This window comes from Bradyrhizobium sp. CCBAU 53421 (assembly GCF_015291625.1).
Lineage (GTDB): Bacteria > Pseudomonadota > Alphaproteobacteria > Rhizobiales > Xanthobacteraceae > Bradyrhizobium.
On record NZ_CP030047.1, the window covers coordinates 5770286 to 5784923 of the forward strand.

The following is a 14638-nucleotide window of genomic DNA, read 5'->3' on the forward strand; positions in this document are numbered from 1 at the left end:
ACGCGATACCTGGAGGCAGGGTGCCACAAATCGCGCCGACACCCCCGTAAAGATACGGAGCTGCCGCTCACTCCGCGGAGATGGTGAATCCCGCCTTAACGGCAAAACCGCGAAACAGACCCGGCTGTGCCGGAAAGCGACGATTTCGCCGCCGATGCGCGCGACGAAGCGCAATGTCGCGGCACGATAGAAACAAATCGTCACCGGGAAGGTGTAGATTTAGCCGATGCGCAACCCCGGCGACTTAACGGTTTTTCCAATCCCGGGCGGGCATATTGGTCCGGACATTTAGATTTTGAGAACGAGCCAGGCTGGAACTGTGACATCCTTCGGACGTGTGATCTCTGTGCGCGGCTCGCAGGCCCGGGTTGGGCTGCTGGCTGGCGGCCAAATGCAGCTTTCAGAGATGCGCGCAACCGTCGGCCGGTTCGTCAGCATCCGCTGCGCGAGCTCGATCATCGTCGCCATGATCACCGAGGTGACGTGCGAGAACCTGCCGCCGTCCGACGAATACATGGCGACCGCCTCGGTCGACCTGCTCGGCGAAATCCTCGGCGGCGACCGCCCGAAATTCCAGCGCGGCGTCACCCACTATCCGACCATCGGCGACAGCACCGACCTGATCACGAACCAGGAGCTGCGCACGGTCTATGCGCCGAGCGGCTCGGACCAGATCAATGTCGGCACGCTGCAGCAGGATCGCTCTGTCATCGCCTATGTCGACGTCGAGGAAATGCTGTCCAAGCACTTCGCGGTGCTCGGCTCGACCGGCGTCGGCAAATCCACCGGCGTGTCGCTGCTGCTCAACGAGATCCTGAAGTCGCGGCCGAACCTGCGCATCTTCCTGCTCGACGTGCACAACGAATACGGCCGCTGCTTCGGCGAGCGCGCGCAGGTGCTCAACCCGCGAAACCTGAAGCTGCCGTTCTGGCTGTTCAACTTCGAAGAGATCGTCGACGTGCTGTTCGGCGGCCGGCCCGGCGTGCCCGAAGAGCTCGACATCCTCGCCGAAGTGATCCCGATGGCGAAGGGCATCTACACCCAGTACCAGAACTCCGACCGGGTCGGTCTCGGGCTGAAGCGGGTCGACCCCAAGCAGGTCGGCTACACCGTCGATACCCCGGTGCCCTACCGCCTCGTCGACCTGATCTCGCTGATCGACGAGCGCATGGGCAAGCTCGAGAACCGCTCCTCGCGCATCATCTATCACAAGCTGATCTCGCGCATCGACGCGGTGCGCAACGATCCGCGCTACGCCTTCATGTTCGACAATGCCAATGTCGGCGGCGACACCATGGCCGAGGTGATCAGCCATCTGTTCCGCCTGCCCGCCAACGGCAAGCCGATGACCATCATGCAGCTCGCGGGCTTCCCCGCCGAAGTCGTCGATTCCGTGGTGTCGGTCTTGTGCCGCATGGCGTTCGATTTCGGGCTGTGGAGCGACGGCGTCTCGCCGATGCTGTTCGTCTGCGAGGAAGCGCACCGCTACGCCTCCGCCGACCGCAACATCGGGTTCGGGCCAACCCGCAAGGCGGTGTCGCGCATCGCCAAGGAAGGCCGCAAATACGGCGTCTATCTCGGCCTGATCACCCAGCGCCCGGCCGAGCTCGACGCCACCATCATCTCCCAGTGCAACACGCTGTTCACGATGCGCCTCGCCAACGACCGCGACCAGGCGTTGCTGCGCTCCGCGGTGTCGGACGCCGCCGCCAATTTGCTGTCGTTCGTGCCCTCGCTCGGCACCCGCGAGGTGCTGGCGTTCGGCGAAGGCGTGGCGCTGCCGACCCGGCTGCGCTTCAAGGAGGTGCCGCCGCACCAGCTGCCGCGCGGCGAGGCCACCATCGCAACGGTGCCGTCGGTCACCGCCGGCCACGACATGCATTTCGTCAGCGCCGTGCTGGAGCGCTGGCGCGGCGCCACCTCGCATCGCGATTCGCCGAGCGGCGACGCCAGCTTCAACGCGCCGCCACCGGCGCGCACCATGGCGCCCGCCGAGGCGCCGATGCTGCAGCCGTCACTGGGCCTCGATCCCGACCGCTTCTCGCTCCTGAAGAAGCCGCTGCGTTGACGTCATCGTGGCGGGGCGCCGATGCGGCTTGCGCCCAAGCCGTCATCCACTATGGTTTCGCGTGACGCCGCATATGCGGCATGCCGGAACCATGTCATGACGCAGCCGACCGCAAAGCGCTTCCCGACGCCCGCTCTCGACAAGCTCCCCGAGGACGTCCGCGCCCGCATCCTGGCGGTGCAGGAGAAGTCCGGCTTCGTGCCGAACGTTTTCCTCACGCTGGCCTACCGCCCCGACGAGTTTCGCGCCTTCTTTGCCTATCACGACGCGCTGATGGAGAAGGACTCCGGCCTCTCAAAGGCCGAGCGCGAGATGATCGTGGTGGCAACCAGTGCCGCCAACCAGTGCCAGTATTGCGTGATCGCCCACGGTGCGATCCTGCGCATCCGCGCCAAGAACCCCGAGATCGCCGACCAGATCGCGGTCAACTACCGCAAGGCCGATATCACGCCGCGGCAGCGCGCGATGCTCGACTTCGCGATGAAGGTCAGCCGTGCGGCCGAGGAGGTCTCGGAGGCGGACTTTACCGCGCTCGCCGCCCATGGCTTCAGCGACGACGACGTCTGGGACATCGCCGCTGTCGCGGCCTTCTTCGCGCTCTCGAACCGGCTCGCGAACGTCACCGGGATGCGGCCGAACAGCGAGTTCTACCTGCTCGGCCGGCAGCCGAAATAGAGGACGCCTTGACAGACTGGAGCGAGATCATCCTGCGTCTCGGCGCGGCCACGCTTGCCGGCAGCGCGATCGGGCTCGACCGCGACCTGCGCGGCAAGCCGATCGGCCTGAAGACGCTGGGTCTCGTCAGCCTCTCGACGGCCACGGTTGTGCTGCTGGCCTTGCATGGGGTCGATCCCGGGAAATTCACCGATGCGGTCAGTCGCGTGATCCAGGGCGTGCTGACCGGCATCGGCTTTCTCGGCGCCGGCGTGATCGTCCGGCGGGGCGACCGCGATCAGGTGCACGGCCTGACCAGCGCGGCCTGCGCGTTCTTCGCCGCGTGCGTCGGGATCGTCTGCGGCGCCGGGCATTGGCCGATCGTCCTCACCGCGCTCGCGCTGGCATTCCTGCTGCTGACTTTCGGCAAGCGAACCGAGCGGTGGCTGCACCACGCGCTCGGCGGCAGGGAAGATCCACCCAAACCGGAGGCCGCGCCCGGTCAGTCGTCGGATGCCGGTCCGCACCAGCCGGGCAAGTAGACCGCGTCCTTGCTGCGGCCGAGCGCCAGGCCCTTCTCCAGCGCCTTGGCGAAATTGTTCTCCACCGTCTTGCGCGGGATGTGGCGGCGCAGGAAATCGGCCCACAGGAATTCGCTGAATGGCGTCGTGTCCTTGGCGAAGCCGCCGGCCCGGCGCATTTCGCCGGCAAGGCTGCGGAACGGATCGTCCTTGAGATCCTTGATCGACTTCGGAATGTCCCTGAAGTGGCAGCGCTCGCCCTTGGAATTGTAGGGATAGACCCAGCGCTTGTTGTCCATCACGCCCCAGAACACGTCACGCTCGACCATGGTGAGATCGCCGATCACCGTGACCAGGATGTCCTTGACGCCCTCCTCGTGCAGCGCCCGCGCCATGTGATGATGATCGACCACGTAGTAGCGATCGTCGGGACCGTGGACGACCGGGATCATGTGCTTGCCCAGCAGCTCGGCGCGCTTCTTCTCCGAGGCGTGCTCGCGCCAGCGCTTCCGCTTCTCCTTCACCTCCTGCATGCCGACCGTCATCTGGGTCGGCCGCAGCGACATGATCGGGACCGGTTTGACGTAAGGCTCGCGCGTATGGGCCATGATTTGCACTCCCGTTTGACCGGCACTCCGGAATGGGTTCCATTATGACATGATGTCAGAGGCAGGCGGAAGAGCCGGTTCGGCGGAATGGCTTTGAGAGCAAGCGAACGCGCGAAAGCGCGCACGGTCCGTCTCGGCAACCGCGAGGTCGTGACCGAGGGGTTGGAGCTCAGTTTCTGGGCAGACATCAGCCATCGCTGCATGACCGCATCCTGGCCCGCCTTTATTGGCGGTGCAGCATTGGTGTTCATCGCCTTCAACGCCGTCTTCGCGTTGTTGTATTGGCTCGGCGATCATCCGATCGCCAACGTGCCTGACGGCCAATACATCGACTACCTCTATTTCAGCATCGAGACGCTCTCGACCGCGGGCTATGGCGACATGCACCCGCAGACACACTACGGGCACTTCATCGCCACCATCGAGCTCTTTACCGGCATCTTCTCGATGTCGCTGATGACCGGACTGATCTTCGCCCGCTTCTCGCGGCCGAGCGCGCGCCTGTTGTTCGCCGACAATCCCGTGATCTCGGATCATGAGGGCCAGCGGACGCTGATGATCCGCCTTGCCAACGAGCGGCACAACATCATCGCCAATGCCACCGCGCGGCTGTGGCTGTTCAAGAGCGGCGTCAGCAAGGAAGGCATGCCCTATCGCCGGTTCTACGAACTGCCGCTGCTGCGCAGCGAGAGCCCGGCGCTCGCGCTGAGCTGGACCCTGTTTCATGTGATCGACCAGGACAGCCCGCTTTACGGTCTCGACGCCGCGGGCCTTGAGGCCGTCAACGCCGGTCTCGGCCTCATCGTGTCAGGCTATGACGACGTTGCAGCGCAAAACGTGCACGCGCGAAAATCCTACGAACATTTCGACATCCGCTTCGGCCATCGCTATGCCGAGATCCTGCAGGCGACCGACGACGGCCGTCTGCGGATCGACTACAGTCGGTTCCACGAGACCATCGAAGGATAAATACCACCTCTGCGCGCATCAAGATTTTAGGTGTGAAGCGCGGCGAACATGCTAAACATGAGCGGCGACGCGACCGGACTGACAGCAGTGAAGACGCAGCGGCCAATTTCCTCGGATGACGAGCACGTGGTGCTCAAATTCCGGCCGCGTACTTCGGCGCAGCCGCCCGGCAAGCGCGAGAACCCGGTCCGATCGACCCGCCCGGCTTCCGTCGCTCCCGTTTCCGTCGCCAACGATCTCTCCCGCTATGAGAAGCCGCGCGAGGAGCCGGATGATTTCCGCCAGCGCATGCTTGCCAATATCGCCGCCTTCGCCTTCACCGTGGCACTCACCGCGATCGGCATCTGGCTCGCCATGAGCATCGCCGATTTGCGCAAGACCCAGGATTGCGTCCTGATGGGACGCCGGGATTGCGCGAAGATTACGGTGATGCCGCGCACCTAGGCAGGCCGGAACCGTACCCGAAAACCGTCCTTGCCAGGCCGGCCAAGCTCCATTGAACTAACGGCCCTGCTCCGATATACGGGCACACGACTCCGGCAGCAGCAATAGGGCAATCCGGGGCACCGCGCCCGCCTCCTCCGAGCCGACCCGGAATTACCTTCAATATATCAAAGGCTTAATGATGTCTTCCACATTCGAGCAGATCGCCAACATTATCGCGGAGACCTGCGACATCCCGCGCGATACGATCAAGCCGGAGAGCCACGCGATCGACGATCTGGGGATCGACAGCCTCGACTTCCTCGACATCGCCTTTGCCATCGACAAGGCTTTCGGGATCAAGATGCCGCTCGAGAAGTGGACCCAGGAGGTCAACGACGGCAAGGCCACGACGGAGCAGTACTTCGTGTTGCAGAATCTCGCCGACCGCATCGACGAGCTGGTTGCGGCCAAGAACGCGGGCACGGGCTCGGCCACGTAATCGCCCGTCATGCAGCTTGAAACTTTTCAGCTGATCGATCGGATCGTCGACCTCAACCTCGACGCAAGGACCATTGTCGTCGAGGCGGATGTGCCGCCGGACAGCCATTCCGTGTTCGCGGGGCATTTCCCGGGCTACCCGATCATGCCCGGCGTGCTGCTCACCGAAGCGATGGCCCAGAGCTCGGGCTGGCTGATCCTCGGTCTGACCAAGTTCGAGCGCATGCCCTTCCTGGCGATGGTCAAGGAAGCCAAGATGCGTGGCTTCGTAAGCCCCGGCTCGACATTGACGATCGACGCCAAGATCGAACACGAAGGTTCAGGCTTCACCGTGACCTCGGCGAAAGTCCGCGTCGGCAAGGAGCTCAAGTGCAATGCCGAGCTGACCTTCCGTCACATCCCCTTCCCCAGCCCGGACTTGCGTGTGCACATGGATGCGATGGCCACCAAGATCGGGTTTCCGCAGCAGGCAATGAGTAATGGCTGAGAAGGAAGTCTGGATCACCGGTGTCGGCCTGCTCTCTTCGCTCGGCGAAGGGCTGGATGCGCATTGGGAGGCGCTCGGCGAAAGGCGCGTCAATGCCGACGACAAGCGTCTCGCGCCGTATGTGATCCATCCGATTGCCCCCGTCAGCTTCGACGCCCAGATCCCCAAGAAGGGCGATCAGCGTCAGATGGAGACGTGGCAGCGCATCGGCACCTACGCCGCCGGGCTGGCGCTCGATTCCGCCGGCGTCAAAGGCAATCAGGAAATCCTGTCGCGAATGGACATGATCATCGCAGCCGGCGGCGGCGAGCGTGACCTCAATGTCGACCTCGCGATCATGAATGCCGATGCGCAGGGCAAGCTGCCGCCCGCCCTGCTCAACGAAAAGCTGATGAACGAGCTGCGCCCGACGCTGTTCCTGGCGCAGCTCTCCAACCTGCTCGCCGGCAACATCGCGATCGTTCACGGCGTGTGCGGGACCTCGCGCACCTTCATGGGCGAGGAAGCCTCAAGCATCGACGCCGCGCGGATCGCGGTCGCGCGCATCGGCGCCGGACAGAGCGACATCGCGCTGGTCGGCGCGGCCCATAATGGCGATCGCGGCGACCTCTTGATGCTCTATTCGTTCGGCGACTTCGCACTCAAGAATCAATACGCGTCGGTTTGGGCCCGCCGAAACAATCCGGGCTTCGCCATCGGCTCCGCCGGCGCCTTCCTGGTGATGGAATCGCGCGAGCACGCCGAGGCGCGCGGCGCCAAGCCCTACGCCAGGCTGACCAAGGTGGTCGCCGATCTTGCCAAGCGCAAGGAGCCCGGCGCAGTGACCAAGTCGCTGCAGGCGATGTGGCCGCAGCTCGGGGTCAGCAACGACAACGCCATGCTGATCACGGGCGCCACCGGCGCCGAGCCCGCGACCGCCGAGGAGCGCGAATTCCTCGGCCAGCATCCCGGCCTTGCCGTGCGCGCCACCGGAACGACCTTCGGGCACACCATGGAGGCGCAGTTCCCGCTTGGGCTGGCGCTGGCCGCGCTGTCGATTTCCCGCGGCGCGCTCTATCCGGCCAACGACCCGACCGGGCTGGAGGTTGAAAAGACCGAAGCGCCAACCCAGATTGTCGTGTTGGGGGTCGGCCATTGGCAGGGCGAAGGCATGGCACTGGTCGAGGCCGTCAAGTAACTCGACGCAAGCACCGACGGGGACACCATGACAGCACCACGCGATAAATTCGGCCGACCGATCGTCGTCGTGACCGGCATGGGAATCGTGACGTCGCTCGGCGGCGGCAAGGCCGACAATTGGAAGCGCCTCACCGCCGGCGAGTCCGGCATCAAGACCGTGACGCGCTTCCCGCTCGACAGTCTGAAGACGACGATGGCCGGCGCCGTCGATTTCGTCACCGTCGATCCGTTCTCCTCGACCAGCCTGTCGCAACGTCTCGCTGAGATCGCGACCGAGGAGGCGCTGGAGCAGTCCGGCATCGGCAGCAAGGGCGACTTCCCAGGCCCGCTGTTTCTCGCGGTCGCGCCGATCGAAACCGAATGGCCGCAGCGGCTCGAGGTCGCGCGGGAGGTTCCGACCAAGGACTTCGGCATCATCGATTATCTGGCGACCTGCAGCGGCGGCAAGTTTGCGCACTTCCACCGGCGCTTCACCTTCGGCTCGGTCGCGCTCAACCTCGCCGAGACCTTCGGCACCAAGGGGTCGCCGATCTCGCTCTCGACCGCCTGCGCATCCGGCGCGACCGCGATCCAGCTCGGCGTCGAGGCGATCCGCCGCGGCGAGACCGATGCAACGCTGTGCGTTGCGACCGACGGTTCGGTCAATCCCGAAGCCATGGTGCGCTTCTCGCTGCTCTCGGCTCTCTCGACCCAGAACGATCCGCCGCAGGGCGCCTCGAAGCCGTTCTCGAAGAACCGCGACGGTTTCGTGATGGCCGAAGGCGCCGGCGCGCTGGTGCTGGAGAGCTATGAGGCCGCGATGGCGCGCGGCGCCCGCATCCTCGGCGTCGTCGCCGGTTGCGGCGAGCTCACCGACTCCTTCCATCGCACCCGCTCTGCTCCGGACGGCAAGCCGGCGATCGGCTGCGTGCGCAAGACGCTCGCCGATGCCGGGATGGAGCCCGAGCAGATCGATCACATCAACGCGCACGGCACCTCGACGCCGGAGAACGACAAGATGGAATATCTTGCGACCTCCGCGGTGTTCGGCGAGCACACCAAGAACATCCCGGTGTCGTCGAACAAGTCGATGGTCGGCCACACCATCTCGGCAGCCGGCGCGGTCGAGGCGATCTTCTCGCTGCTCACGCTCGAGCATCAGAGGATTCCGCCGACGATCAATTACGAGGTGCCGGATCCCGCGATCCCGTTCGACGTGGTCGGCAACAAGGCGCGTGACGCCAAGGTGACCGCCGTGATGTCGAACTCGTTCGGGTTCGGCGGGCAGAACGCTTCGCTGATTCTGACGCGCGAGCCGGCCTAAGACAGCGCCCTCGCCCGTCAGATGAAACGCCTGCTCCTTCGTACCAGGGCGCACCTGCGTGACGCCGCAAAGCCCGTGACCGATGCGGCGATCGGCGGGCTGACGATCGGCCTGCTGCGCACCGCACGCTATTTCGATCCGGAGAAGTCCGCACGGTTCTTCGGCCGCGCCGCGCATTTCATCGGCCGCCGGTTGCGCGAGGATCGCATCGGCCGCGAGAACCTCAAGGCCGCCTTCCCGGAAAAGTCACCGCAGGAGATCGAAGAGATCCTGACGGGCGTCTGGCACAACCTCGGACGCATCGGCGCCGAGTTCGCGCACATCGACCGTATCTGGGACCACGATCCGCAGAACCCCGACAAGCCGGGTCGCGTCGAATTCTCGGCGCGCAGCAAGCAGCTGTTCGACCAATTGCGCGACGACGGCAAGCCGGCCTTGTTCTTCGCCGCACATCTGGGGAACTGGGAGCTCTCGCCAATTGCTGCGGCGGCACATGGGCTCGATGCGACGATCCTGTTCCGGCGGCCGAACATCGAAGCCGCCGACCGCGCCATCGAACGCATCCGCGCGGTCAATCTGGGCACGCTGGTGCCGGCAGGCCGCGACGCGCCGCTCAAGCTGGCGCAGGCGCTCAAGAACGGCCAGCACGTCGCGATGCTGGTCGACCAGTATTTGACCAACGGCGTTCCCGTCACCTTCTTCGGCCGCAAGACCACCGCCAATCCGCTGCTGGCGCGCCTGCGCCGGCAGATCGACTGCCCGATCCACGGCACACGGATCATCCGCCTGCCCGACGGCCGTTTCCGCGGCGAGGTCACCGAGGAAGTGAAGCCGGTGTTCGACGCATCCGGCGAGATCGATGTCCAGGGCACGATGCAGGCGATCACCGACATCGTCGAGGGCTGGGTCCGCGAATATCCGGATCAATGGCTCTGGCTGCACCGGCGCTGGCGGTAGGCTGGCAGTAGCGCTTCCTCGTCATTGCGAGGAGCGAAGCGACGAACCAATCCATGCTTCAGCAAGCGCGCGATGGATTGCTTCGCGGAGCCTGTCATCGGGCGCGCGTTCGCGCGACCCGTTGGCTCGCAAGCACGGAGAGGCTATTTGCCCGTCTTCACCCGCGTCCACAGCCGGTTGATGATCCGCTGCGTCGCCGGATCGCGCGCCGTGATCACGAACAGCTTCTTCTGCATCGCCTCGTCGGGATAGATGTTCTTGTCGTTGAGGATCTTCGGATCGATCAGCTTCTGGCTCGCCAGATTGCCGTTGGCGTAGGACAGGAAGTTCGAGTTCTTCGCCGCGACCTCGGGACGGTAGAGGTAGTTGATCAGCTCATAGGCTTCAGTGACGTTCTTGGCGTCCGCCGGAATCGCGAGATTGTCGAAGAACATCTGCGCGCCCTCCTTCGGGATCGTGTAGCCGATCTCGACGCCGGTGTTGGCTTCCGCCGCCCGGCTGCGCGCCTGCATGATGTCGCCCGACCACCCGACCACGAAGCAGATCTCGCCCGAGGCCAGCGCGCTGAGATATTCGGACGAGTGGAATTTGCGCACATAGGGCCGGATCTTGATGACGAGATCGGCGGCCTTCTCGAGGTCGGCCTGCTTGGTCGAGTTCGGATCGAGCCCGAGATAGCTCAGCGCCGCCGGCAGGATGTCGTCGGCGGAATCCAGCATGTGGATGCCGCAGTCCTTGAACTTGGCGAGGTTCTCCGGCTTGAACACCATGTCCCAGCTGTCGATCTTCGCATCAGGCCCAAGGATCTTCTCCGCGATCTTGACGTTGTAGCCGATGCCGGTGGTGCCCCACATGTAGTTGGCGCCGTAATTGTTGCCGGGATCGTAGGTCGCAAGCTGGCCGGTCACCACGGGCCATGCATTGGCAAGGTTGGGCAGCTTCGACTTGTCGAGCTTGAGGAACACCTTCGCGGTGATCTGGCGCTGCAGGAAATAGCCGGTCGGCACCACGACGTCGTAGCCCGACTTGCCCGCGAGCAGCCGCGTCTCCAGCGTCTCGTTGGCGTCGAACGTGTCGTAGACCACCTTGATGCCGGTTTCCTTGGTGAAGTCCTCGAGGACTCCCGGCGCCATGTAGTTCGACCAGTTGTAGAAATTGACCGTGCGCTCCTCGGCGCCGGCGGAGGCAGCGAACAACAGAGCCGTGGCGATCATACCTGCGAGGCTGACGAGACGACGGCTCTGCTTCTGCATTCTGGTCTACCTCTTGCGACGATGCACGGCGTCGGACAACCGCTCCAGCGCGGTGTCGAGCGTCGAGTCCTTTTTGGCGAAACAGAAACGCACCACCGACGTCACCGCATCCTGCTCGTAAAACGCCGACACCGGAATAGCCGCGACCTTGTAATCCTGCACAATTCGCCAGCAGAACTCCGCATCGGTCTCATTCAAACCAAGCGGCGACAGGTCGACGGTGAGGAAATAAGTCCCCTGCGACCTCAGCACCGGAAAGCCGATGCTCTCCAGCCCCTTGGTCAGTCGGTCGCGGCTCCGCGCCATGTCTTTGCGCATCTCGAGGAAATAGTCGTCCGGCTTGCTGAGGCCGTACGCCACCGCCGCCTGCAGATTGGGCGCCGTCGTGAAGGTGAGGAACTGGTGCACCTTCGCCGCGACGCGCAGCAGCGGCGGCGCGGCGCAGACGAAACCAATCTTCCAGCCGGTCAGCGAGAAGATCTTGCCGGCGCTGCCGACCTTGATGGTGCGATCGCGCATGCCGGGGATTGTGATCAGCGGGATGTGCTCGCGGCCGTCGAACACGACGTGCTCCCAAACCTCGTCGCAGATCGCGACCACGTCGAACTCCTGGCAGAACCGTGCCAGCAGTTCGAGGTCCTCGCGCGGATAGACCACCGCCGCGGGGTTGAGCGGATTGTTGAACAGCACCGCCTTGGTCTTGTGGTTGAAGACGCTGCGCAGCATCTCCTCGCTCAGCCGCCACTCCGGCGGCTCGAGCCGCAATAGCCGCGGAATGCCGCCGGCCTGGCGGATGATCGGCAGATAGGAATCATAGACCGGCTGGAAGCACACCACTTCGTCGCCCGGCTCGACCACGGACAGGATCGAGGAGGTCAGCGCCTCGGTGCCGCCGGAGGTGACCATCACCTCGGTCATCGGATCGAGCTTGAGCCCGTGCCAATGGCCGTAATGCGAAGCGATCGCCTGACGGAGTTCCGGAATGCCCATCATCGACGGATACTGGTTGTAGCCGTTGATGGACGCGTCCGCGGCGGCGCGGCGGATGTCCTCCGGTCCCGGATCGTCGGGAAAGCCCTGGCCGAGATTGATGGCGGCATTGTCGCGCGCAGCCTGCGACATCGCCTCGAAGATGGTGACGGGAAGGTCCGCGAAGACCTTGTTCATGGAGGTCATGTCAGGGATCAGCCGCCCGCCTTGGTCGGCAGTCCCGCCGCCTTCCAGCCGATGATCCCGCCCGCGAGGTGCTTATCGTAGGGCAGGCCCGCGGCCTGGGCGGCCAGCGAGGCCGTCACCGAGCGCTTGCCGGAGCGGCAGGCGAACACCACCTGCTTGCCCTGCGGATCCGGAATCGCTGATGGATCGAACGTCGACAGCGGCACCACGACGCTGTCGGGATAGGCCTCTGCTGCGACCTCATTGGGCTCGCGGACGTCGACGAGCAGATAGCGGCCTTCCGCTATGCCCTTCGACACCTCGTCCGGAAACAAATCTTCCACCTTGTGGTCCGCCACGGAAATATCCTCCCGACTATCCGATTGGCGAGCGTCTCGCGGCTCGCCGGTCCGGGCCGCAAAGTCGCCTCTCGCGGGAAGAAAATCAAGCGCTCGAAACGGGTTAGATGCCGCGCGGAAACGCGGGATCGCGGGCCCTAGATCGTAACCTGGGTGCCGACCTCGACCACCCGCCCGGTCGGGATCTGGAAATAGTCGGTGGCATCGTTCGAGGAGCGGCTCAGCGCGATGAACAGATGGTCCTGCCAGCTCGGCATGCCCGAATGCGCCGCCGGCTTCAGCGCACGGCGGGACAGGAAGAACGAGGTCGACATGATGTCGAATTGCCAGCCGAGCTTGCGGGCGATCGCAAGCGTCTTCGGCACGTTCGGCTGCTCCATGAAGCCGAACTTCAGCGTCACCTTGGAGAAGGTCTCGGTCAGCTGCTCCATCCGCACCCGCTCGGACGGATCGATGCGCGGCGTCGGCGCGGTCTCGATGGTCAGGATGACGTTCTTCTCGTGCAGCACCTTGTAGTGCTTGAGGCTGTGCATCAGCGCGGTCGGCGCGCTGACGGGATCGCTGGTCAGGAACACCGCGGTCCCGGAGACGCGCTGCGGCGGCCGCTTCTCAAGCATCGCGACGAGATCGGCGAGCGGGAATTCCAGCTTGCGCGACTTCTCGAACAGCAGCCGGCTGCCGCGCCGCCAGGTGTACATCACCACGATCATGGCTCCGCCCAGCGCCAGCGGCACCCAACCGCCCTCGAACACCTTGAGCAGGTTGGCGGCGAGGAACGTGATGTCCAGGAACAGGAACGGCGCCACCAGCGCAGCCGCAGCGAGCGGCGACCAGCGCCAGACCTTCCAGATCACCACAAAGCCCATCATCGCCGTCACCACCATGGTGCCGGTTACCGAGATGCCGTAGGCCGACGCCAGCGCGCTCGACGAGCGGAACATCAGCACCAGCACGATGACCGCGATGAACAGGAAGCGGTTGATGCGCGGCATGTAGATCTGGCCGGAATGCGCTTCCGAAGTGTGGCGGATCTCGAACCGCGGCATCAGGCCGAGCTGGATCGCCTGTCGCGTCAGCGAATAGGCGCCGGTAATGACGGCCTGGCTCGCGATCACCGTTGCGAGCGTTGCGAGCGCGACCATCGGGATCAACGCCCAGTCGGGGAACATCAGGAAGAACGGGTTCTCGACGCCCTTGGGATCGCCGATCAGCAGCGCACCCTGCCCGAGATAGTTCAGCGCCAGCGACGGCAGCACGATGAACAGCCACGCGGTCTGGATCGGTCGTTTGCCGAAATGGCCGAGGTCGGCGTAGAGCGCCTCCGCGCCGGTCACGGCGAGGAACACGGCACCGAGGGTGATGAATCCGATCACGCCGTGATGCAGCATGAACGACACCGCAAGCATCGGGTTGAACGCGAAGAACACCTCGGGATGCCGCGCGATCTGCGGCAGCGCCGCGATCGCGATCACAGCGAACCACACGCACATCACCGGCCCGAAGAAAGCCGCGACGCGCGCGGTGCCGCGCGACTGCACCGCGAACAGGGCAACCAGGATCACCACCGTGAGCGGGACGACATAGGGATCGAATGTCGAGGTGACGAGCTTGATGCCTTCGATCGCCGACAGCACCGACAACGCCGGCGTGATCACGGCATCGCCATAGAACAGCGCACCGCTGATGATGCCGAGCAGCACGATCGCGGCTCCGCCCTTGGTCACCGCGCGCTGCGCCAGCGCCATCAGCGCCAGCGTCCCGCCCTCGCCGTTGTTGTCGGCACGTAGCAGGATCACGACATATTTCAGCGTGACGACGACGATCAGCGCCCACAGGATCAGGCTGAGCACGCCGAGCACCGCATGCGTCGTCACGGCGCCCTCGCCGCCGGCAGCAGCGACGACGGCCTCGCGCAGCGCGTAGAGCGGGCTGGTGCCGATGTCGCCATAGACGACACCGATGCTGCCGAGCATCAATGCTTTGAAGGTGGCGGTCGAATGCGCCTCGCCATGGCCGTTTGCCGCGGGCGTTTCCGCCGCGGTGATCGCACTCTCGGATGACATGGGAAGTTGCGCCTCTGTCTTCTGCCGCACTGCACAATGCCGGGTTGCAGGCCTATACTCCCGGCAGGAATGCATAGGTTAGCACGGATTCAGGCCTCCACTATGCGTATCACGCATAGATCACGGCTTTTCAACGCC

The 14638-nt window shown here is 64.6% G+C and carries 15 protein-coding genes; 10 read left to right on the forward strand and 5 right to left on the reverse strand.

Annotated elements, in window-relative coordinates; translation table 11 throughout:
• Positions 1-319: 319 nt before the first annotated feature.
• From XH92_RS27635 to XH92_RS27645, 3 genes are all read left to right on the forward strand, one after another.
• The gene (locus tag XH92_RS27635) at positions 320-2068 is read left to right on the forward strand and encodes an ATP-binding protein (RefSeq protein ID WP_194454935.1); all 1749 of its coding nucleotides are present in this window, start codon (positions 320-322) and stop codon (positions 2066-2068) included.
• 96 nt (positions 2069-2164) lie between these two features.
• Complete coding sequence (locus tag XH92_RS27640; RefSeq protein ID WP_194454936.1) at positions 2165-2743, forward strand: peroxidase-related enzyme; 579 nt, start codon at positions 2165-2167, stop codon at positions 2741-2743.
• An 8-nt stretch (positions 2744-2751) separates the two neighbouring features.
• Entirely contained in the window at positions 2752-3264 is a 513-nt protein-coding gene (locus tag XH92_RS27645) for an MgtC/SapB family protein (protein WP_194454937.1), read from the forward strand.
• On the opposite strand, the gene XH92_RS27650 is transcribed toward XH92_RS27645, so the two are convergent.
• Positions 3225-3851, reverse strand: coding sequence for a ParB-like protein (locus XH92_RS27650; RefSeq protein WP_194454938.1), 627 nt, complete (start codon positions 3849-3851; stop codon positions 3225-3227). The two genes, XH92_RS27645 and XH92_RS27650, sit on opposite strands and share 40 nt — an antisense overlap.
• 87 nt (positions 3852-3938) lie before the next feature.
• Here XH92_RS27650 and XH92_RS27655 point away from each other — a divergent pair, with 87 nt between their 5' ends.
• The 7 genes from XH92_RS27655 (at position 3939) to XH92_RS27685 (ending at position 9670) form a co-directional block, all read left to right on the forward strand.
• A complete protein-coding gene (locus tag XH92_RS27655) occupies positions 3939-4820 on the forward strand; it encodes an ion channel (RefSeq protein WP_194454939.1) in 882 nt (293 codons plus the stop codon).
• Positions 4821-4907: 87 nt separating this feature from the next.
• Entirely contained in the window at positions 4908-5264 is a 357-nt protein-coding gene (locus tag XH92_RS27660) for a hypothetical protein (RefSeq protein WP_194461443.1), read from the forward strand.
• A 181-nt stretch (positions 5265-5445) separates the two neighbouring features.
• Entirely contained in the window at positions 5446-5745 is a 300-nt protein-coding gene (locus tag XH92_RS27665; RefSeq protein WP_194454940.1) for an acyl carrier protein, read from the forward strand.
• Positions 5746-5754: 9 nt separating this feature from the next.
• Complete coding sequence (locus tag XH92_RS27670; RefSeq protein ID WP_194454941.1) at positions 5755-6231, forward strand: 3-hydroxyacyl-ACP dehydratase FabZ family protein; 477 nt, start codon at positions 5755-5757, stop codon at positions 6229-6231.
• Positions 6224-7408, forward strand: coding sequence for a beta-ketoacyl-ACP synthase (locus XH92_RS27675; protein WP_194454942.1), 1185 nt, complete (start codon positions 6224-6226; stop codon positions 7406-7408). The genes XH92_RS27670 and XH92_RS27675 overlap by 8 nt, the downstream gene beginning before the upstream one ends.
• Before the next feature lie 27 nt (positions 7409-7435).
• Complete coding sequence (locus XH92_RS27680; RefSeq protein ID WP_194454943.1) at positions 7436-8713, forward strand: beta-ketoacyl-ACP synthase; 1278 nt, start codon at positions 7436-7438, stop codon at positions 8711-8713.
• Positions 8714-8734: 21 nt separating this feature from the next.
• Positions 8735-9670: a lipid A biosynthesis lauroyl acyltransferase gene (locus XH92_RS27685; RefSeq protein WP_194454944.1), complete on the forward strand. Its 936-nt coding sequence runs from the start codon at positions 8735-8737 to the stop codon at positions 9668-9670.
• A gap of 143 nt (positions 9671-9813) precedes the next feature.
• On the opposite strand, the gene XH92_RS27690 is transcribed toward XH92_RS27685, so the two are convergent.
• The 4 genes from XH92_RS27690 to XH92_RS27705 form a co-directional block, all read right to left on the reverse strand.
• The gene (locus tag XH92_RS27690) at positions 9814-10884 is read right to left on the reverse strand and encodes a polyamine ABC transporter substrate-binding protein (protein WP_194461444.1); all 1071 of its coding nucleotides are present in this window, start codon (positions 10882-10884) and stop codon (positions 9814-9816) included.
• A gap of 45 nt (positions 10885-10929) precedes the next feature.
• Positions 10930-12099: an aminotransferase gene (locus tag XH92_RS27695; RefSeq protein ID WP_194454945.1), complete on the reverse strand. Its 1170-nt coding sequence runs from the start codon at positions 12097-12099 to the stop codon at positions 10930-10932.
• A gap of 8 nt (positions 12100-12107) precedes the next feature.
• A complete protein-coding gene (locus XH92_RS27700) occupies positions 12108-12437 on the reverse strand; it encodes a rhodanese-like domain-containing protein (RefSeq protein ID WP_194454946.1) in 330 nt (109 codons plus the stop codon).
• A 137-nt stretch (positions 12438-12574) separates the two neighbouring features.
• A complete protein-coding gene (locus XH92_RS27705) occupies positions 12575-14500 on the reverse strand; it encodes a potassium transporter Kup (RefSeq protein ID WP_194454947.1) in 1926 nt (641 codons plus the stop codon).
• Positions 14501-14638: the final 138 nt, after the last annotated feature.

Bases quoted from the DNA above. Each gene is read 5' to 3' on its own strand.
- XH92_RS27705 (WP_194454947.1), bottom strand. From the start codon at position 14,500: ATGTCATCCGAGAGTGCGATCACCGCGGCGGAAACGCCCGCGGCAAAC.
- XH92_RS27650 (WP_194454938.1), bottom strand. From the start codon at position 3,851: ATGGCCCATACGCGCGAGCCTTACGTCAAACCGGTCCCGATCATGTCG.
- XH92_RS27655 (WP_194454939.1), top strand. From the start codon at position 3,939: ATGGCTTTGAGAGCAAGCGAACGCGCGAAAGCGCGCACGGTCCGTCTC.
- XH92_RS27695 (WP_194454945.1), bottom strand. From the start codon at position 12,099: ATGACCTCCATGAACAAGGTCTTCGCGGACCTTCCCGTCACCATCTTC.
- XH92_RS27690 (WP_194461444.1), bottom strand. From the start codon at position 10,884: ATGATCGCCACGGCTCTGTTGTTCGCTGCCTCCGCCGGCGCCGAGGAG.
- XH92_RS27680 (WP_194454943.1), top strand. From the start codon at position 7,436: ATGACAGCACCACGCGATAAATTCGGCCGACCGATCGTCGTCGTGACC.
- XH92_RS27640 (WP_194454936.1), top strand. From the start codon at position 2,165: ATGACGCAGCCGACCGCAAAGCGCTTCCCGACGCCCGCTCTCGACAAG.
- XH92_RS27665 (WP_194454940.1), top strand. From the start codon at position 5,446: ATGTCTTCCACATTCGAGCAGATCGCCAACATTATCGCGGAGACCTGC.
- XH92_RS27670 (WP_194454941.1), top strand. From the start codon at position 5,755: ATGCAGCTTGAAACTTTTCAGCTGATCGATCGGATCGTCGACCTCAAC.
- XH92_RS27685 (WP_194454944.1), top strand. From the start codon at position 8,735: ATGAAACGCCTGCTCCTTCGTACCAGGGCGCACCTGCGTGACGCCGCA.
- XH92_RS27675 (WP_194454942.1), top strand. From the start codon at position 6,224: ATGGCTGAGAAGGAAGTCTGGATCACCGGTGTCGGCCTGCTCTCTTCG.